Raw genomic sequence first — 19,438 nt, 5'->3', positions numbered from 1 at the left:
GCAGTCGAACGAGTCGGGTGGCCGCCCCCTCCCGGGGGCTTCCCGCGCCTACGCTCCCAGATGCCCCACCCCCACGAACAGGGGCAGATCCCTCACGAATCGGCCATGTCGCACCCCGCCCGCCCGCGCCGAACCCGGTCGGCCGTCCACCCCGGCGGCACCACCACCACCTCGCCCACGTCCCCGGCCCACATCACCTGCGGCCCGAACGCCTCGGCCAGCGCCACCACCGCCCGCTCCACCGCACCCTCCCCCGGAGCCCGGCAGGTCAGCCCGGACGCCGGCTCGTCGGCGCCGATCCGCTTGCGCTCACCCGCGACCGCCAGCGCGAGGCCGCCCAGATGATCGCCGTCACCACCCCCGGGCCGCTCCGGGAGCGGATCGGTCACCTCCGCGCCGTCGACCCACAGACTGAACCAGCAGCGCGCCGACAACCCTTCGCCCCGCAACACCCCCAACAGATCGCCGACTTGCGGATACGACGCGGCGCGCGCCTCCTCCAGGAGGTCGGCCGGCACGGGCGTGCCGAACGACTCGACGAACTCCAGGCCTCCCTCGCCGTCGGTGAACCACCGCAGCGGATTGATATGCACGGTGTGGCTCATGCGACCTCCCGATTCGAGCCCCGACCTCGACCCGCTCCAGCATCCCGCCCGCCTCCGACATGCGAGGCGACCCGAACCCCCGCCCCGGCCTCGGCACCGGCCCCCGCCTCCACGGCAACGGGCGCACCACCTCCGCCCGTTGCACCGTCGCCGGCCTCGCCGCTCGCCGCCCGCTCCAGTGCCGCCGCGCGCCGCCGCCGCGACGCGTAGAACCACTCCTGCCATTCCCGCGTGCCCTCGATCGCCTGTACGCGCGCCATCGCGTACAACCGCACCGGCGGCGAGCCGCGATATCGCATGTTGGCCATCGTCCCGTCGGGCTCGGTCAGGAAGCGCCCGATGGCGCCCTGCGTCCAGCCGCGCCCCAGCACGGTCGACCGCGTCACGTACTCCGCCGGCGCCCGCCGCTTGGTCAAGTCCACCGCCATGTCGGCCTCCCCTAGGTAGTGCGAGCCGATCTCGGCGACCGGCTCGGCTTCCAAGGTAGGCATCGATGCCCGTGCTTGCTTCCCTCCTGTGCAGAAGCGTTTTTCCTACGTCCGCTCCCGTCTCCACACGCCCCCACCTCCGCACGCCCCGCCCCACACACCCCCGCCCCACACACCCTCGCCCCACCCCCGCACGCCCCCCAACGCCGAAGGGCGGCCGAGCCATTGGCCCGACCGCCCCACAACATCCACCGACGGGTGGTTACGCCTTCTCTGCCGCTTCCGCAGCCGCGCCCTCACCCGAACCCGAGCCGGACCCCGAACCCGACTTCGGCTTCGCGTCGATCCCCGCCTCCCGCCGCTGCTGCACCGTGATCGGCGACGGCGCCCCGGTCAACGGATCCCCACCGGAAGCCGTCTTCGGGAACGCGATCACATCCCGAATCGACTCCGCCCCGCCCAACAACGCCACCAGCCGGTCCAACCCCAACGCGATCCCACCATGCGGCGGCGGCCCATACGCGAACGCATCCAGCAGGAACCCGAACTGCGACTGCGCCTCCTCCTCCGACATCCCGATCGCCGCGAACGCGCGCTCCTGCACGTCCCGACGGTGGATACGGATCGAACCGCCGCCGATCTCGGTGCCGTTGAGCACGATGTCGTACGCGTTCGACAGCGCCTCGCCCGGGTTCTTGTCGAACCCGTCCAGCCACTCCGCCGTCGGCGCCGTGAAGGGGTGGTGGATCGCGTGCCAGCCCTGGTGGTTGCCGGCCGCGTCCTCGATCGGCTCGAACATCGGGAAGTCGACGACCCAGAGGAAGTTCCACTTCGACTCGTCGATCAACGACCCGCGCCGGGCGATCTCCAACCGCGCCGCGCCCAGCAGTTCGAGCTGCGCCGTGCGCCGCCCGGCCGCGAAGAAGATGCAGTCGCCCCTGCTCGCCCCGGTCGCCTCGACCAAGCCGGCCAGGTGCTCCTCGGACAGGTTCTTGGCCACCGGGCCGCGCAGTTCGCCGGTCTCCGCGTCGACCAGCACATAGGCGAGCCCGCGCGCCCCGCGCGCCTTGGCCCAGTCCTGCCAGCCGTCCAGCTCCTTGCGGGTCTGCGCGGCGCCGCCGGGCATCACCACCGCGCCGATGAACTCGGCCTGGAACACCCGGAACGACGTGCCCTCGAAGTAGGCCGTCAGGTCCACCAGTTCGCACCCGAAGCGGGTGTCCGGCTTGTCCGAGCCGTAGCGCGCCATCGCCTCGGCGTAGGGCAGCCGGGGCAGCGGCAGCGCGATCTCCACGCCGTGCACCTCGCGCCACACCCGCGCGATCAGCTTCTCGGTCAGCGCCAGGATGTCCTCGGCGTCGCAGAACGACATCTCGACGTCCAGCTGGGTGAACTCCGGCTGCCGGTCGGCCCGAAAGTCCTCGTCCCGGAAACAGCGCGCGATCTGGTAGTAGCGCTCCATGCCGGCCACCATCAACAGCTGCTTGAACAGCTGCGGCGACTGAGGCAGCGCGTACCACGAGCCCGGCTGCAGCCGCACCGGCACCAGGAAGTCGCGGGCGCCCTCGGGCGTGGAGCGGGTCAGGTACGGCGTCTCGATGTCGAGGAAGTCGTGGTCCTCCATCACCTCGCGGATCACCCGGGTGACCTTCGAGCGCAGCCGCAGGTTGCGCGCCATCGACGCGCGCCGCAGGTCGAGGTAGCGGTGCTTGAGCCGCACCTCCTCGTTGACCGTGCCCGGGGTGTACTCCTCGATCGGGAACGGCAGCGGCGCCGCCTCCGACAGGATCTCGAAGTCGTCCACGACGACCTCGACCGCCCCGGTGGGGATCTCGGTGTTCTCGTTGCCGTCGGGACGCACCCGCACGTCGCCGGTGACCCGTACGCAGAACTCGGAGCGCAGGTTGTGCACCGTCTCCAGGTCGCGGAAGACCACCTGCACGGTGCCCGAGGCGTCGCGCAGGTCCACGAACGCCACGCCGCCGTGATCGCGCCGCCGGGCCACCCAGCCGGCGAGCGTCACGGTGTGGCCGGCGTGCTCGGCGCGGAGCGTCCCGGCGTCATGGGTGCGGATCACTGAAGCTTCTCCTTCAAGACGGTGACGACCTGGTCGAGCGGGACCGGGGTCTGGTCCCCGTTCGACAGGTCCTTGATCTGGGCGACGCCCTCGGTGAGGTCACGATCGCCGACGACGATGGCGTAGCGGGCGCCGGATTGCGACGCGGCCTTCATGGCGCCCTTGAGCTTCTTCCCGCCGAACGCCATGTCGGCGGGAATGTCCTCGATCCGCAGCTGGGTGACCATGGCGAACACCGCGCGGCGGGCCGCGTCGCCGATCGCCACGCCGTAGACGTCGCAGTCGGCGGGCGTCTCCACGGTCTGGCCCTCGGCCTCCATCGCGAGCATCGTGCGACCGATGCCCAGCGCCCAGCCCACCGAGGGCAGGTCGGGGCCGCCGAGGTCCTCGGACAGGCCGTCGTAGCGCCCGCCGCCGCCGATCGCCGACTGCGCGCCGAGGCCGTCGTGCACGAACTCGAACGTGGTGCGGTTGTAGTAGTCGAGGCCCCGGACCAGCCGGGGGGTGTCCTCGTAGGCGATCTCCAACTCGTCGAGCATTCCGCGCACGAACGTGTGGTGTGCGGCGCACGCCTCGCACAGGTGGTCGGTGATCAGCGGGGCGTCGGCGATCAGCGCCTGCACCTCGGGCCGCTTGTCGTCGAGCACGCGCAGCGGGTTGATCTCGATCCGCGCGTGCGTCTCCGCGTCCAGGTCGAGCGCGCGCAGGAACTCCTGCAGCTTGGCCCGGTAGACGGGGCGGCACTCGCGGCAGCCGAGCGAGTTGAGCAGCAGCCGGAAGTCGCGCAGGCCGAGCTTTTGGAAACCCTCGGTGGCCAGCGCGATCATCTCGACGTCGACCAGCGGGTCGTCGCTGCCGATCGCCTCGGCGCCGACCTGGGTGAACTGCCGGGTACGGCCGGCCTGCGGACGCTCGTAGCGGTAGTACGAGCCGAAGTACCACAACTTCACGGGCAGTCGGCCCGCGTACAGGTTGTGCTGGAGCACCGAGCGCATCACCGCCGCGGTGCCCTCGGGGCGCAGCGTCAGCGAACGGCCGCCGCGGTCCTCGAAGGTGTACATCTCCTTGGTCACGATGTCGGTGGACTCGCCGACGCCGCGCAGGAAGAGGCCGGTCTCCTCGAAGGTGGGGGTCTCGATGTACTGGAATCCCGCGTCGCGCAGTTCCAGGCCGAACTGGATCCGGATCCGGTTGAACGTCTCCGAGTACGGCGGGAGCATGTCGAAGGTGCCCTTGGGGGCGTTGAAGGTACTCACGGTATGAAAATCCGTCACATTCCTCGGTGCGGTCCCGCGGGCGGCGTCAGCTCTTGCAGATACGGATTGCTCGCGCGCTCGCGGCCGATCGTCGTCTGGGGGCCGTGGCCGGACAGGACTACGGTCTCGTCCGGCAGGGGCAGACACACCCGGGACAACGAGCGCAACATCTGCGCGTGATCGCCGCCGGGCAGGTCGGTGCGTCCGATGGAGCCGGCGAACAGCAGGTCACCCGAGTACAGGATGGGCGGGATGTCCGCGCTTCCCTGGGTGCCGAAGGCCACCGACCCCTGTGTATGGCCGGGCGCATGATGGACCGTCAGCTCGAGGCCCGCGAGTTCGAGCACGGCGCCGTCGGTGAGCAGGCGCACGTCCTCGGGTTCGGTGAAGGTCATCCCGCCGAACAGCTGCTGTCCCACGCCGAGCGACAGGCCCTTGGCCGGGTCGGAGAGCAGGTCGCGGTCGTCGGGGTGGATCCACGCGGGCACCTTGTGCTCGGCGCACACCGGTACCACCGAGAACATGTGATCGATGTGCCCGTGGGTCAACACCACCGCCACCGGGCGCAGCCCGTGCTCGCGGACGATGTCCTGTACGCCGTCGAACGCGTCCTGCCCGGGGTCGACGATCACGCACTCCTCGCCGGCGCCCGGAGCGACCACGTAACAGTTGGTCTGGAAGGACCCTGCGGGGAACCCGGCGACGATCACGTTCGTCCTCTCGGTCTCGGGGTCTTCCGGCGACGGGGGCAAGCACGGAAGTATGCGGCGGACGTGGGAATCGGATACGAGACTACCGGCGCGCGGGGGCGGATCGCGAACCGGTTCCGGGGGTGCGTGCCTAGACTGTGCGCGAGCTGCGGCCGGTTCCGCGCGTGTGGGATCACCGCAGGTCGGGACCGGTACACCGATCCCGTCACGGTGCCGGAAGCCGTCGTCCGGCGCAGGCTCGGTCGCACGGCCGTCCGGGTCGAGTCCCATCCACATCGAGTCCGTTCGAACCATTCGAATCCAGGAGAGCACGCGGTGGTCACCAAACAGCAGCGCCAGCGACAGCTCGCGCGCGAGAAGTTCGAGCGCCAGCAGCAGCGACGCGGGACCGCGCACGCACGCCGGCGCCGGCGCAATCAGGTCGTCGCCGCGGTCGCGGCGGTGGTCGTGGTGGCGGGTGGCGGGGCGTGGCTCGCGGTGGCGACGAGTGACGACGACAAGGACGACAAGAAGACGAACGCGGCGAACACCCCGCCGAGCACGCAGCCCTCCGCGCCGCAGTCGCCGCCGCCCGCCGCCAAGCCGAAGACGTGTGCGGCGCCGGCGCCGGGCGAGCCGACGAAGGAGCAGTTCGGCGCGGAGCCCGCGATGTCGATCGACACCGCCGGCGCGTACACGATGACGCTCAAGACCACCTGCGGCGAGGTCAAGGTCGCCCTGGACGCGGCCAAGGCGCCGCACACGGTGAACTCGTTCGCGTTCCTGGCAGGCAAGAAGTTCTTCGACCACACCAAGTGCCACCGGCTGACCACGGGCGGCCTGGCGGTCCTCCAGTGCGGCGACCCGACCGGCACCGGCACGGGTGGTCCGGGGTACAAGTTCGTCGACGAGAACCTGGGCACCGCCGGCGCGGACGGCACCGCGCCCTACCCCGCGGGCACGGTGGCGATGGCGAACTCCGGTCCCGGCACCAACGGCAGCCAGTTCTTCCTGGTCACCGGGGACAGCAAACTGCCGCCGAACTACACCCCGTTCGGCAAGGTCACCGGCGGGATGGACGTCCTGCAGAAGATCGCCGCCGCGGGCACCGAGGACGGCGGCAGCGACGGCGCGCCGCACGAGAACGTGGTCCTCGACAGCGTGACCGTGGCCAAGTAGCAACCGACCGCACGCGTGTTCCACCGCGACTCCCCGGGCACGGCCCGGCCCGCGCCCGGGGGGTCCTGTGTAGAGTGCGCCGCATTCAGCATCGAAGGAGGCCGCTGTGAGCAGCGACCCGTGGGGCCGCGTGGACGAGCAGGGAAACGTCTTTGTCAAGACGGCGGACGGTGAACGCTCCGTCGGTTCGTGGCAGGCGGGTTCCCCGGACGAGGCCCTGGCCTACTTCCGGCGCAAGTACGAGGGACTCGCCGTCGAGGTGGAGTTGCTCGCGCGGCGGGTACGGACCACCGACCTTGCGCCCAAGGACGCCCACCACGCGATCGAGCGCCTGCGCGCGAGCATCGTCGACGCGAACGCGGTCGGCGATCTGGAATCGCTGGTCAAGCGCCTGGACGCGCTGGTGACCGTGGTGGATTCCAAGCGCGAGGAGCGCAAGGCCACCCGCGCGAAGGCGCAGGAGGAGGCGCAGGGCGCCAAGGAGCGGATCGTCGCCGAGGCCGAGCAGCTGGGCCAGAGCACGGACTGGCGACCGGCCGGCGAGCGACTGCGCGCGCTGGTGGACGCCTGGAAGGCCGTGCCGCGCCTGGACCGCAAGGCCGACGACGAACTGTGGCACCGGTTCTCCCAGGCCCGGTCCAACTTCGCCAAGCGCCGCAAGGCGCACTTCGCGGAGCTGGACGGTCAGCGCGACAGCGCCAAGCGGGTCAAGGAGAAGTTGGTCGAGGCGGCCGAGGCGCTGTCCTCGTCCACCGACTGGACCGACACCGCGGCGCGCTACCGCGACCTGATGAACGACTGGAAGGCCGCCGGTCGGGCCCAGCGCGATGTCGAGGAAGAGCTGTGGCAGCGCTTCCGGGCCGCGCAGGACGTGTTCTTCGCGGCGCGCAGCGAGGTGTTCGCCGAGCGCGACTCCGAGCAGCGGGAGAACCAGGCCGCGAAGGAGGTGCTGCTCGTCGAGGCCGAGGCGATCCTTCCGGTGACGGACGTCAAGGCGGCCCGGGCGGCGCTGCGCTCGATCAACGATCGCTGGGAGGCCATCGGCCACGTCCCGCGCGATGCCCGGCCGAGGATGGAGGCCCGGCTCCAGACGGTCGAGCGGGCCATCCGCGAGGCCGAGGAGGAGCTGTGGAAGCGCACGAACCCGGAGGCCCGGGCTCGCGCGCAGGCGGCGGTGGACCAGATCCAGGCATCCATCGACAAGCTCACCCAGCAGGCGGAGAAGGCCCGCGCGGCGGGCAACGAGCGCAAGCTGCGCGAGGCCGAGGAGTCGATCGCGGCCCGCGCGCAGTGGCTGGCCGAGGCGAACAAGGCACTGGAGGAGTTCTCCGGCTGAGCGGGTCGAGCGGCCGGCCGGACGGGCCGAGCGGTTCGAGTCGCGCGGGCGCGCGCGTACGCGGACTCCTCGCGTAGGCGCGGCCGGCGCCGCGACGCGGCGACGCACACCAGGCACGGGCGGACCCGGATCGGCGATCAGCCGGTCCGGGTCCGCCCGTGCCGCTGTCGGCCCGTTATCGGTCCGCCCCCGTCCGACGCGCGAGTGCCGGAACCGGGCCGCTGCTCGCTCTCCTGGCGGGGCCGCCGCGCGGCGCGCGCACCCGCGGCGCATCGCCTCGGCCGCCGAGTCGACGCGATCGCCCGTGTCCCTCGCAGGTCCGCCTCACCGGTCGGCGTGCGCCGAGCCGGTCCGACCCGGCGGATCACCCCGGGACACCTCGCGGCCGTCGATCCTGATCCGGCAGTCCCGGCGCGGCCGAGCCCACCGCGTTCGCGGCCCGCCTTCGGTCACACTCGCGACCGACCGCTCCCGAACCGCCCCACCCCGCCCGCAGGCATCGCGGCGGCTCCGAGCGCCGCCCACAGCGCCCCGCCTCGCTCCCCCGGATGCGATGACCGAGCGGCGCCGGAAAACCCTCCCGACGCCGCCTCCCGCCCCGCGACGGGCTACTGCTGCCGCCCGCTGGTCACCCGGTAGGCGTCGAACACGCCCTCGACCCCGCGTACCGCCTTGAGCACGTGCCCCAGGTGCTTCGGATCGCCCATCTCGAAGGTGAACCGGCTCACCGCGACCCGGTCGCGCGTGGTGGCCACCGACGCCGACAGGATGTTCACGTGCTGGTCCGACAACACGCGCGTGATGTCCGACAACAACCGGGACCGATCGAGCGCCTGCACCTCTATCGCCACCAGGAACACCGAGGACGCGGTCGGCGCCCACTCGACGTCGACGATGCGCTCCGACTGCCGGGACAACGACTCCACGTTGCCGCAGTCCTGGCGGTGCACCGAGACGCCGTTGCCCCGGGTGACGAATCCGATGATCGGATCGCCGGGCACCGGCGTGCAGCAGCGGGACAACTTGACCCAGATGTCGTCGACACCCTTGACCACCACGCCCGGATTGCCGGTCGAACGCGGCCGGCGCCGGGTGGTGGTCGGCCGGGTCGCCTCGGCCAGGTCCTCGGTCGCGCCCTCCTCGCCGCCCAGCGACTCGACCAGGCGCTGCACGATGGTCTGCGCCGAGACGTGCCCCTCGCCGATCGCCGCGTACAGCGAGGAGATGTCGGGGTAGCGCAACTCGTGCGCCAGCGTCACCAGCGTGTCCCCACCGCCCGACATCAGCCGCTGCAACGGCAGGCCCTGCTTGCGCATGGCCCGGGTCAGGCCCTCCTTGCCCTGCTCGATCGCCTCCTCGCGGCGCTCCTTGGAGAACCACTGGCGGATCTTGTTGCGCGCCCGGGGCGACTTCACGAAGCCGAGCCAGTCGTGGCTGGGCGCCGCGGTCTCGCTCTTGGAGGTGAACACCTCCACCAGGTCGCCGTTGTCCAACCGGCTCTCCAGCGGCACCAGCCGCCCGTTCACCCGGGCGCCGATGGTGCGGTGTCCCACCTCGGTGTGCACCGCGTAGGCGAAGTCGACCGGGGTCGAGCCGGCCGGCAGCGCTATCACGTCGCCCTTGGGCGTGAAGACGAAGACCTCCTGGCTGGAGAGGTCGAAGCGCAGCGACTCCAGGAACTCGCCCGGATCCTCGGTCTCCCGCTGCCAGTCCAGGAGTTGGCGCAGCCACGCCATGTCGTTGGCCGGGTCCTCGCCCTTGCGCGCGGACTTGGTGTCGGTCTTCGCGGCGCCCTTGGCGCCGACCGCCTCGGCCTTGTACTTCCAGTGCGCGGCGATGCCGTACTCGGCGCGGCGGTGCATGTCGAAGGTGCGGATCTGCAGTTCGACGGGCTTGCCCTCGGGCCCGATCACCGTCGTGTGCAAGGACTGGTACATGTTGAACTTGGGCATCGCGATGTAGTCCTTGAACCGCCCGGGCACGGGGTTCCAGCGCGCGTGGATCGTGCCGAGCGCCGCGTAGCAGTCGCGGACCGAGTCGACCAGGACCCGGATGCCCACCAGGTCGTAGATCTCGGTGAACTCGCGGCCGCGCACGATCATCTTCTGGTAGACCGAGTAGTAGTGCTTCGGCCGCCCGGTCACCGTCGCCTTGATCCGCGCCGAGCGCAGGTCGCCCTGCACCTGGTCGGTGACCAGGGCCAGGTATTCGTCCCGCTTGGGCGCGCGCTCGGCGACCAGGCGCACGATCTCGTCGTACATCTTGGGGTAGAGGATGGCGAAGGCCAGGTCCTCCAGCTCCCACTTGATCGTGTTCATGCCCAGGCGGTGCGCCAGCGGGGCGTAGATCTCGAGCGTCTCGCGGGCCTTGCGCTCCTGCTTCTCCCGCTTGAGGTAGCGCATGGTGCGCATGTTGTGCAGCCGGTCGGCGAGCTTGATCACCAGCACGCGCGGGTCCTTGGCCATCGCGATGACCATCTTGCGCACGGTCTCGGCCTGCGCCGCCTCGCCGAACTTGACCTTGTCCAGCTTGGTCACGCCGTCCACGAGCATCGCGACGGTGTCGCCGAAGTCGCGGCGCAGCGCGTCGAGCCCGTAGTCGGTGTCCTCGACGGTGTCGTGCAGCAGTCCGGCCATCAGCGTCGGCGGGTCCATGCCCAGCTCGGCCAGGATGGTGGCGACCGCGAGCGGGTGGGTGATGTACGGGTCGCCGCTCTTGCGCCGCTGGCCGCGATGCCAGCGCTCGGCGGTGGTGTAGGCGCGCTCGATCTGGCGCAGGTCGGCCTTGGGGTCGTTGACCCGGACCACCCGCAGCAGCGGCTCCAGGACCGGGTTGTAGACGCTGTTGCGCTGCACGCCCAGGCGGGCCAGGCGGGCGCGGACCCGGCTGGGCCCGTCCACCCGCAACGAGCGCGAGCGCTCGCCGGTGCGCGAGGCGCCCGCCGCGCCGGGTGCCGCCTTGGCGACCGGTCGCGGGCCTCGGGCCTCGGGTCCGGCCGCACCGGCCGCGGGGCCGCTGTGGCCGTCGCTGCCACGGGGGCCGTCGGCGCTGTCCTCGGACGCGGGGCCGCGGGTCTCACCCGGGCCGGGCCGGTTCGCGGGCGGCTCGGCCGACGCCGCGGGCCGCTCCTGCGGCGGTTCGGCGTGCGCGTCGGCGCGGGCCCGGGCAGGAGCCTCCTCGGCTCCTCCGGCGCTCACCGGCGGATGACCCGCGGGTCCCGGTGTGGCACGTGTGGCGTCGTCCGAGGGAGCCGCGTGTTCGACGGCATCCCCCGAGGACGACGCGACGGGCGCGACCTCGTCCGGCAAGGGAACTCCTCCCACAGATGACGGAAATTCCATCGTACTGACCCGCGCCGTCGACACTCGGCCATCCGGTTCGGCGGCCGCCGAAACGGCGGAGGCCGGAGGCTCCCCGGCTGGGGCGCCTCCGGCCTTCGGACACCGGCCGCGGGCGGCGTGTCACACGACGATGAACGACTCCAGCGCGCCGTCCGGCAACACCGGCGCGAGCCGGGCCCGGCCGGCCAGGAAGCCGAGTTCGAGCAGGACCTCGACCCCGACCACCTCGGCTCCGGCCCGCCGGACCAGGTCGATCGTGGCCTCGACGGTCCCGCCGGTGGCGAGCACGTCGTCGATCACGAGCACCCGGTCACCGGCCTCGAACGCGTCCTGGTGCACCTCGAGGGTGGCCGAGCCGTATTCCAGCTCGTAGGACTGCGCATAGGTGGCGCACGGCAGCTTGCCCGCCTTGCGCACCGGCACGAAGCCGGCCCGGGCCCGCAGGGCGACCGGAGCGGCGAGGATGAAGCCGCGGGCCTCGATCCCCACCACCTTGTCCACCCGGCCGGCGCAGCGCTCGGCCAGCGCGTCGACCAGGGCCGTGAAGGCGACCGGGTCGGCGAGCAGCGGCGAGATGTCCTTGAACACCACGCCCGGCTTCGGCCAGTCCGGCACGTCCCGGATCCGGCTGTCGAGCAGTTTGCGCAGTTCGTCGGGGTCGGTGGCCATCAGCGCTTCCTCTTGCCGCCGGGACGGGTGCGCGCCCGGCCGCGCGCGGCGCCGGCGCGAGCCGCGCCGCCCTGCGCGGGTACGGTCTCGTCCTCGTCCGCCTCGCTCTGCTCGTCCACGTCCGGGTGACCCTCGGCCTGGTCCGCGGGGATGCCCGCGGCCTCGGCGGCCTTGGCCGCCTTCGCCTCGGACGCCCGACGCTGGGCCACCTTCTTCGCGAGCAGCCGCATCTCCGGCGACCGCTCCTTGAGGTCGGCCAGTATCGGCGTGGCGATGAAGATCGACGAGAACGCACCGGCGGCCAGGCCCACGAACAGCGACAGCGCGATGTCCTTGAGCATGCCCGCGCCCAGCAGCCCGCCACCGACGAACAACAGCGAGGCGACCGGAAGCAGGGCGACCACGGTGGTGTTGATCGAGCGCACCAGGGTCTGGTTCAGACCCGCGTTGGCCGCTTCGCTGTAGGTGCGCTTGGTCTGCTTGGTGATGTTCTTGGTGTTCTCCTTGACCGTGTCGAATACCACGACCGTGTCGTACAGGGAGTAACCGAGAATCGTCAGCAGACCGATCACCGTGCCCGGCGTCACCTCGAAGCCCACCAGGGCGTACACCCCGATGGTGATCACGATGTCGTGGATGAGCGCGACCAACGCCGCCACGGCCATGCGCCACTCGAAGGCGAAAGCGAGGTAGATCACCACCAGGATCATGAAGATCACCAGGCCCTGGAGGGCCTTCTTGGAGATCTCCTTGCCCCAGCTGGGACCGACCACCTGCGTGTTGATCTTGTCGGGCGCGACCTTCAGATCCTTGGCGATGGCCGCCGCGATCTGCTTGGTCTTGTCCGCGTCGGACTCGGCGAGCTGGATCCGCAGACCGCTGCCGCCGACCTTTTGCACTATGGCCTCGGTGCCGTCGGTGAACGGCTCCACCGCCTTGCGCGCGTCGCCCTGCGAGGCCGGTGTGTCCTGGATGGTGTAGACGGACCCGCCCTTGAACTCGATGCCCTCGTGCAGCCCGCGGCCGAGCAGGCCGCCGACCGCGAGCACCAGGATCAGCGCCGAGATCGAGTACCAGATCTTCTTGCGACCGACGAAGTCGAACGAGACGTCACCGTGGTGCAGCCGGACGCCGATGTTCTTGATGTCACCGAAGCGACTCATCACGCCTCCTTCACGCCGGGCGCGCGCCCACGGGAGCGACGACCGCGATACGACTGGCGCTGATTGGCACCGAGCGCGACGGGGTCGAGGCCGGACCACTTGTGGCCGTCCGCGAAGAACCTGCGCCGGGCGAGGATCGTCATGAGCGGCTTGGTGAACAGGAACACCACCACGACGTCGAGCAGCGTGGTCAGGCCGAGCGTGAACGCGAAGCCCTGGACCTTGCCGACCGAGACGATGTAGAGCACCGCGGCGGCCAGGAACGACACCGCGTCGGACACCAGGATGGTGCGCCGGGCGCGGGGCCACGCCTTCTCCACTGCGGGTCGCAACGTGCGACCCTCACGGATCTCGTCCCGGATGCGTTCGAAGTACACGATGAACGAGTCCACCGTGATACCGATCGCGGCGATCGCGCCGCAGACCGCCGGCAGGTTGAGTGCGAAGCCGATGCTTCGGCCGAGCAGACACATGATGGCGTAGGTCAGGGCCGCCGAGACCACCAGACTCGCGATGCTCACCAGGCCGAGGCCGCGGTAGTAGAACAGCGAGTACAGGATGACCAGGACGATGCCGATCGCACCCGCGATCAGACCGCCCCGGAGCTGGTCGCCACCGAGCGAGGCGGACACCGTGGTCACGTCGCTCTTGGTGAAGGACAGCGGGAGCGCGCCGTACTTGAGCACGTTCGACAGGTCGTTCGCCGAGCTGCGGGTGAAGTCGCCCGAGATCACCGCGCTACCGCCGGGGATCTCCGACTTGACCGACGGGGCGGAGACGACCACACCGTCCAGGTCGATCGCGAAGCGGTTGGTCGGGTACTTGCCCTGCGCCAGGTCACCGGTGATCTTGGTGAACTTGCTGGTGCCGGAGTCGCTGAACTTCAGCTCGACTTCCCAGCCGCCGACGGTACCGTTCTGCGGCAGCTGCGCCTTCGACGAGGACACGTCGGTGCCGGGGATCAGCACCGGGCCCAGGATGTACTTCTCGGCGTTCTCACCCTGGGTGCGGCTGCACGCCACGGTGGGCTTGTCCTCCGGAATGGGCTCCGAACCCAGGCCCCGGTTCTCCGGGAGGTTGCAGTCCAGGTTGGTGAACTTCGCGCGCAGCTCGGGCGTGATGCCGTTCGCGTCGGCGCCGGCCGGCGGGGTGTTCGCCGGAGGCGTCGCGGGCGGAGTCGTCGCGGGCGGAGTCGTCGGCGGCGGCGTCGGGGCACCGGACGCGTCCTTCAGGTTCGGGATCACCCGGCCCTGCGGCTTGTTCGACTCGGCAGCCGGCGGCGTACCCGCGGGCGGGGTGCTCGCCGGCGGCGCGCTCGCGGGCGGCGTCGACGGCGGGGTCAGCGGCAGCTTGGTCCCACTCTGGGGAGCGACCGGGGCCGCCTCGAGCACGGGACGGAAGAACAGCTTCGCGGTCTGACCGACCTGCTCCGCCGTCTCCTTCTCGTTCTTGCCCTTGGGGATGCTGATGACGATGTTCTTGTCGCCCTCGGTCTGCACCTCCGCCTCGGACACACCGAACGCGTTGACGCGCTGGCGGATGATCTCCACCGCGGTCTGCATGTTCCTCTTGTTGACCGCGCCGTTACGGCCCTGGTCGGCCTTTGCGGTGAGCGTGACACTCGTGCCGCCCGCGAGGTCGATGCCCAGACGTGGGGTCTTGTCCCCGGTCGAGAACATGATCGCGTACAACGCCACGATCACGACCCCGATGAAGGCAAGGACCCGTCCCGGGTGCCCTCGGGAACTCGATTTCGGTGCTGCCACCTTCGCCCAATCTCCCTCTCGATGCCGCCGCGTCGGGATTGCCCCACGGTCGCCGGCACGGCACGGCGCCCGACGGATGGTCGGGCGCTCTCGTATCCGGGGTGTCACCCCCGGTCACATGACTGTATTGCTCCGCGGTGGCCCTGGGACCACCGCGGCCACCACGAGCCGAGCTAGTCCTGCTTGTCGTCCTTGCGCAGCCGGTCGCCGGTCTCGGGCGCCTTGCTCGCGCCCTCGGCCTTGGTCTCGTCCACGGTCTTGCCGTCCGCGGCGTCGGCGTCCTCGCCGGCCTCGGGCTTCTTGTCCAGACGTACGGCGTCGTCGCCGGCCTCGGCGGCGTCGTCGTGCTCGTCGTCGACGTCGTCGTCCTCGGGCTCGTCGCCGGAGGACAGGACCGCCGCGATGGCGCTCTTCACGAAGCGGCAGTGCACGTCGGGGGCCACCTCAAGGATGACGGAATCGTCCTCGACCTCGGTGACCGTCGCGTACAGACCCGCGATCGTACGGACCTCGGCCCCCGGAACCAGCGAGTTCTGCGTTTCCATGGCCTGTCGCTGGCGTGCCTTCCCGGGCTTGATGATCAGGAAGTAGAACACCACGACGATGATTACTGGCAGGAGGAGGGTAAGCGGGTCCACGGCTTGAAACGATTCCTTCCCAAGGCCGCGCGGCGGCCCGGACGGTGACACTCGGCCGGCCACGGCGCGGCAGCCTCGGCGGAGTCTAGACGGGTACTTACTACAGGAACAACGACTACCGGCCGCATGCGTTCCCGACACGCAGCGGCCTCACTCGGTTGCATCCTTACCGGTCACGGCGCCGTTGTCGAACAACACGCTCTGTTGTGCGCCGTGCCGATCGGGCAGCGCCCCCTGTGGGGGGTTCAGTCCCAGATGCGCCCACGCCTTGGCGGTGGCCACCCGGCCGCGGGGCGTGCGGGCCAGGAAACCGCTGCGGACCAGGAACGGTTCGGCGACCTCCTCGACCGTCTCGGTCTCTTCCCCCACCGCCACGGCCAGCGTGGACAGGCCCACCGGACCGCCGCCGAACAGCGTGGTCAGGGCTTGGAGCACGGCCCGGTCCAGCCGGTCCAGACCCAGCGCGTCCACCTCGTAGACGTCGAGCGCGCGGGCCGCGATGTCCCGGTCGACCTTGCCGTTCGCCCGCACCTGCGCGTAGTCGCGGACCCGGCGCAGCAGCCGGTTGGCAATCCGCGGCGTGCCCCGCGAGCGGCCGGCGATCTCCGCCCCGCCCTCGGCGGACAACTCGACGTCGAGCAATCTTGCCGAACGATTCAGTACCCGTTCGAGTTCGGCGGGCGCGTAGAAGTCCATGTGTCCGGTGAAACCGAACCGGTCGCGCAGCGGCGGCGGCAGCAGTCCCGCCCGGGTGGTCGCGCCCACCAGGGTGAACGGCGGCAGGTCCAGCGGGATGGCGGTGGCCCCGGGTCCCTTGCCGACGATGATGTCGACCCGGAAGTCCTCCATCGCCATGTACAACATCTCCTCGGCGGGCCGCGACATGCGGTGGATCTCGTCGAGGAACAACACCTCGCCCTCGGACAGCGAGGACAGGATCGCGGCCAGGTCGCCTGCGTGCTGGATGGCCGGGCCCGAGGTGATCCGGATCGGCACGCCCATCTCGGCCGCGATGATCATCGACAGCGTGGTCTTGCCGAGCCCGGGCGGGCCGGACAGCAGCACGTGGTCCGCGGTCGCGCCGCGGCCGAGCGCCGCGGTCAGCACCAGGGACAACTGCTCGCGCACCCGCTCCTGGCCGATGAACTCGTCCAGGTTCTTCGGGCGCAGCGCGGCCTCGACGGCCTGCTCCTCGCCGTCCGCCTCGGCGGTCACCAGGCGTTCGCCGTCCTGCGTCATCGTGTTCCGCCCAGGGTCGTGGTCGTACGGCCTGCGTTCATCCTGCCGGACGCCGGCGACATCCCCGGCACCGCGCGTGCCGCGTCGTGGCCGGCTCGCCGGGAGGGGTTCATCGGCGGTTCAGGCCGCGCAGGGCCGATTTGAGCAGGGCGCCGATGTCGGGGGTCGCGGCGCCGTCCGCCTCGGGGGCGACCGCGTCGACCGCCTCCTCCGCCTCGCGGGCGGCGTAGCCCAGGCCGACCAGGGCGGCGTGCAACTGGTCGCGCCAGCCCGCGCTCACCGGGCCGGCGACGCCGACCGCGCCGGTGGGCGCGCCGAGCTTGTCCTTCAGGTCCAGGAGCAGCTTCTGTGCGCCCTTGGGGCCGATCCCGGGTACGGCGGTCAGCGCCTTGGCGTCCTTGGCGGCGACCGCGGCGCGCAGCGCGTCGGGGCTGTACACGGCGATCATCGCGAGGGCCAGCTTCGGGCCCACCCCGTTGGCGGTCTGCAATACCTCGAACGTGCGCTTCTCGTCGTCGTCGGCGAAGCCGAACAGGGTGAGCGAGTCCTCCCGGACCACCAGCGACGTGGCCAGTCGCGCCGGTGTGCCGACCCGCAGGCCGGCGAGCGTGGTGGGTGTGCACTGCACGGCCAGGCCGACCCCGCCGACCTCGACGACGGCGGTGTCGGGGCCGATGCCGGCCACCGTTCCGGAGACGAACGCGATCACCCGAGTGCTCCTGCGTGGTTGGTGAGGTGGGGCGGTGTGGCCGGGGCGGCCCCGGTCAGCGGCGGGTGCCGCGCGGGAGCCGGCCGGCCGGGGTGCGGGCCGCGGCGACCGCCGCCGCGAGCCGGTCGGAGGCGCCGCCGCGCCAGATGTGGCAGATCGCCAACGCCACCGCGTCGGCGGCGTCGGCCGGTTTCGGCGGACCGTCCAGGCGCAGGATACGCGTCACCATGGCGCCGATCTGGGCCTTGTCGGCGCGCCCGCTGCCGGTCACCGCGGCCTTGACCTCGCTGGGCGTGTGCAGCGTGACCGGCAATCCGCGCCGCGCGGCGCACACGATGGCCACGGCGGAGGCCTGCGCGGTGCCCATCACGGTGCTCACGTTGTGCTGGCTGAACACCCGCTCGACCGCGACGCAGTCCGGGCGGTGCCGCTCCAACCATTCCTCGATGCCCTGTTCGATGCCGAGGAGTCGGGCGTCGATCGTGGCGTCGGCGGGTGTGCGCACGACGCCGGCCTCGATCATCCGCAGCGGTTTGCCCACCGCGCCGTCGACGACGCCCACGCCGCATCGGGTCAGACCGGGGTCGACCCCCAAGACCCGCATGCCGCGCCCCTCTCGTGTCGTATTCGCCTCGCGTTCGCGGCGTTCCCGTGTGGTTCCCGCGTCGTCGCCTGTCGCATCGCGGCAACCGGCCCCCGATACGAACACGTGTTCGCCCGAGGAAACCCTAGTGCAGCCGCGCCGATCCCCTCGGTATCGCCACTCCGTGATCACTCGTTCGAGCGACACGTAGGCTTGTCCCGATCGATAACGCCCCGATGACAGCCCTGTGACGATCGTTGCCCAAGCGGCCCGGTCGCCGACGGGGAGCCCGCACGGGCAGCGCTAGGGTCGCTTGCAGACTGCTCCCCGCTCGCCGCCCGGAAGGTTTTCATGCCGTCGCCGTCCATGCCGGTCGTGGTGACCCCGCCGGCCGCCGAGAAGGGTGCGACCAGGATGCCGGCGGCCCCCGACACCGTGTTCGCGGACGGCCTCGCAGAGCGTGTGCGACTCGGCGGCGCCGAAGCGCTCGGCCGTGCGCGGGCGTCCTTCCGCCCGGCGCGCACGGCGGTGTTCGGGTATCTGATCGCGCGCGCGATCAACCTCGTCGTGCTCGCCCTGATGGCGCTGGCGACGGGCAAGCCGTTCTGGTCGAAGCTGGGCTCCTGGGACGGTGCATGGTTCCGCGACATCGCCGACTTCGGCTACGTGGACAAGATCCCGGTCTCCCCGACCGGCAAGCCGTACTGGACCAACGTCGAGTTCTTCCCCGGCTACCCGTGGGCGGTCCGCCTGGTCTGCGACCTGACCGGGCTGTCCGCGCTCAACGCCGGGATGGTCGTCACCACGGTCGCCGGCGTGGTGGCCGCGTGGGGGTTGTACGCGCTCGGGCGCGAACTGACCGGCAGCCACCGGGTGGCCACCCTGTTCGCGCTGCTCTGGGGGGTGGCGCCGGGTTCGATGGTGCTCACCATGGTCTACTCCGAGGCGTTGTTCGTGGCGTTCGCCTCGTGGGGCCTGCTGGCGGTGGTGCGCCGACAGTGGACCCTGGCCTGCGTGTTGTGCCTGTTCGCGGGGCTGACCCGCAACACCGCGTTCGCGCTGGTCGCGGCGCTGGGGGTGACGGCGCTCGCGGTCGTGCTGCGGCGGCGGGAGGACGGCACGCGGGTGGGTCTGCTGGCGCCCGAGGCGCGGCGCCCGGTGCTGGCCACGCTGATCTCGCCGCTGGCCTGCGTGGGCTTCATCGCGTGGGTGGGTTGGCTGGCCGGGCGCCCCGACGGGTGGATGTGGATCCAGGACAAGGCCTTCAACCTGCGGTTCGACGGGGGCATAAGCACCGTCCAGTGGATGAACAAGTACCTCACCCACCTGGGCCGACCGATCTACGTGGTCTGCACGTTCGTGATCATCCTGTCGGTGGCGCTGATGATCTGGTCGTTCCGCGACCGCCGGATCCCGCTGTCGGTACACGTCTACGGCGCCGTGGTGATGTTCCTGGCGCTGACCACGAGCAACGGCTGGTTCTTCCACTCCAAGCCGCGCTTCATGCTGCCGGCCTTCACCATCCTGCTGCCGCTGGCCCGACTGATGGTCAAGTGGCCGCGCGGGGTGGTGATCTCGATCCTGGTGGCCGGGGCGGCGTTCTCCGGGTGGTACGTGGGCTTCCTGCTGTACGTGATAAACACCAACCCGTAGCCGGGAGGCGAACCCGAATGTATGTGGGGGCGCCGGCCACCCCCCGCCGGCCCCCCAAACATAGGGTAAAAAAAACAACAAGGCGGTAATAGCCCAAACAAACGGCC

At 71.0% G+C, this 19,438-nt stretch carries 16 protein-coding genes; 3 read left to right on the top strand and 13 right to left on the bottom strand.

Annotated features, from left to right (window positions below; translation table 11 throughout):
• Positions 1 to 92: 92 nt before the first annotated feature.
• The 5 genes from ACWGR4_RS35245 to ACWGR4_RS35225 form a co-directional block, all read right to left on the bottom strand.
• Entirely contained in the window at positions 93 to 605 is a 513-nt protein-coding gene (locus ACWGR4_RS35245) for a hypothetical protein (protein ID WP_452129858.1), read from the bottom strand.
• The gene (locus ACWGR4_RS35240) at positions 602 to 1,096 is read right to left on the bottom strand and encodes a hypothetical protein (RefSeq protein WP_452129859.1); all 495 of its coding nucleotides are present in this window, start codon (positions 1,094 to 1,096) and stop codon (positions 602 to 604) included. The genes ACWGR4_RS35245 and ACWGR4_RS35240 overlap by 4 nt, the downstream gene beginning before the upstream one ends.
• 199 nt (positions 1,097 to 1,295) lie before the next feature.
• A complete protein-coding gene (gene aspS / locus ACWGR4_RS35235; RefSeq protein ID WP_452129860.1) occupies positions 1,296 to 3,110 on the bottom strand; it encodes an aspartate--tRNA ligase in 1,815 nt (604 codons plus the stop codon).
• Complete coding sequence (gene hisS / locus ACWGR4_RS35230) at positions 3,107 to 4,366, bottom strand: histidine--tRNA ligase (protein ID WP_380010254.1); 1,260 nt, start codon at positions 4,364 to 4,366, stop codon at positions 3,107 to 3,109. The genes aspS and hisS overlap by 4 nt, the downstream gene beginning before the upstream one ends.
• A gap of 14 nt (positions 4,367 to 4,380) precedes the next feature.
• Entirely contained in the window at positions 4,381 to 5,076 is a 696-nt protein-coding gene (locus ACWGR4_RS35225; protein WP_126643375.1) for an MBL fold metallo-hydrolase, read from the bottom strand.
• Positions 5,077 to 5,391: 315 nt separating this feature from the next.
• Here ACWGR4_RS35225 and ACWGR4_RS35220 point away from each other — a divergent pair, with 315 nt between their 5' ends.
• On the top strand, positions 5,392 to 6,234 hold the full coding sequence (locus ACWGR4_RS35220; RefSeq protein WP_380010260.1) for a peptidylprolyl isomerase: 843 nt from the start codon (positions 5,392 to 5,394) through the stop codon (positions 6,232 to 6,234).
• A 106-nt stretch (positions 6,235 to 6,340) separates the two neighbouring features.
• Positions 6,341 to 7,570: a DUF349 domain-containing protein gene (locus ACWGR4_RS35215; protein WP_380010263.1), complete on the top strand. Its 1,230-nt coding sequence runs from the start codon at positions 6,341 to 6,343 to the stop codon at positions 7,568 to 7,570.
• A gap of 608 nt (positions 7,571 to 8,178) precedes the next feature.
• Here the strand turns inward: ACWGR4_RS35215 and ACWGR4_RS35210 are convergent.
• From ACWGR4_RS35210 to ruvC, 8 genes are all read right to left on the bottom strand, one after another.
• Positions 8,179 to 10,878, bottom strand: coding sequence for a RelA/SpoT family protein (locus ACWGR4_RS35210; protein WP_380010266.1), 2,700 nt, complete (start codon positions 10,876 to 10,878; stop codon positions 8,179 to 8,181).
• Between the two features lie 153 nt (positions 10,879 to 11,031).
• The gene (locus ACWGR4_RS35205) at positions 11,032 to 11,580 is read right to left on the bottom strand and encodes an adenine phosphoribosyltransferase (RefSeq protein ID WP_452133768.1); all 549 of its coding nucleotides are present in this window, start codon (positions 11,578 to 11,580) and stop codon (positions 11,032 to 11,034) included.
• Positions 11,580 to 12,743: a protein translocase subunit SecF gene (gene secF / locus ACWGR4_RS35200; protein ID WP_452133767.1), complete on the bottom strand. Its 1,164-nt coding sequence runs from the start codon at positions 12,741 to 12,743 to the stop codon at positions 11,580 to 11,582. The genes ACWGR4_RS35205 and secF overlap by 1 nt, the downstream gene beginning before the upstream one ends.
• Positions 12,743 to 14,509 carry a protein translocase subunit SecD gene (secD, locus tag ACWGR4_RS35195; RefSeq protein WP_452133766.1) on the bottom strand — a complete coding sequence of 589 codons (1,767 nt, stop codon included), beginning with the start codon at positions 14,507 to 14,509 and terminating at the stop codon, positions 12,743 to 12,745. Before secD ends, secF begins: the two co-directional genes overlap by 1 nt.
• 173 nt (positions 14,510 to 14,682) lie before the next feature.
• Complete coding sequence (gene yajC, locus ACWGR4_RS35190; protein ID WP_452133765.1) at positions 14,683 to 15,147, bottom strand: preprotein translocase subunit YajC; 465 nt, start codon at positions 15,145 to 15,147, stop codon at positions 14,683 to 14,685.
• A 150-nt stretch (positions 15,148 to 15,297) separates the two neighbouring features.
• Entirely contained in the window at positions 15,298 to 16,386 is a 1,089-nt protein-coding gene (ruvB, locus tag ACWGR4_RS35185) for a Holliday junction branch migration DNA helicase RuvB (RefSeq protein ID WP_452133764.1), read from the bottom strand.
• Between the two features lie 109 nt (positions 16,387 to 16,495).
• Positions 16,496 to 17,095, bottom strand: a complete 600-nt coding sequence (gene ruvA, locus ACWGR4_RS35180; RefSeq protein ID WP_380010284.1) for a Holliday junction branch migration protein RuvA — start codon at positions 17,093 to 17,095, stop codon at positions 16,496 to 16,498.
• 55 nt (positions 17,096 to 17,150) lie between these two features.
• Positions 17,151 to 17,699, bottom strand: a complete 549-nt coding sequence (gene ruvC, locus ACWGR4_RS35175) for a crossover junction endodeoxyribonuclease RuvC (RefSeq protein WP_078974441.1) — start codon at positions 17,697 to 17,699, stop codon at positions 17,151 to 17,153.
• A 330-nt stretch (positions 17,700 to 18,029) separates the two neighbouring features.
• Between ruvC and ACWGR4_RS35170 the strand changes: the two genes are divergently transcribed.
• Entirely contained in the window at positions 18,030 to 19,331 is a 1,302-nt protein-coding gene (locus ACWGR4_RS35170) for a mannosyltransferase family protein (RefSeq protein ID WP_452133763.1), read from the top strand.
• Positions 19,332 to 19,438 lie beyond the last annotated feature (107 nt).

This window comes from Embleya sp. NPDC055664 (assembly GCF_053618075.1).
Note: the sequence above shows the minus strand (reverse complement) of the source record. Positions and strands in the feature narration are given on the sequence as shown.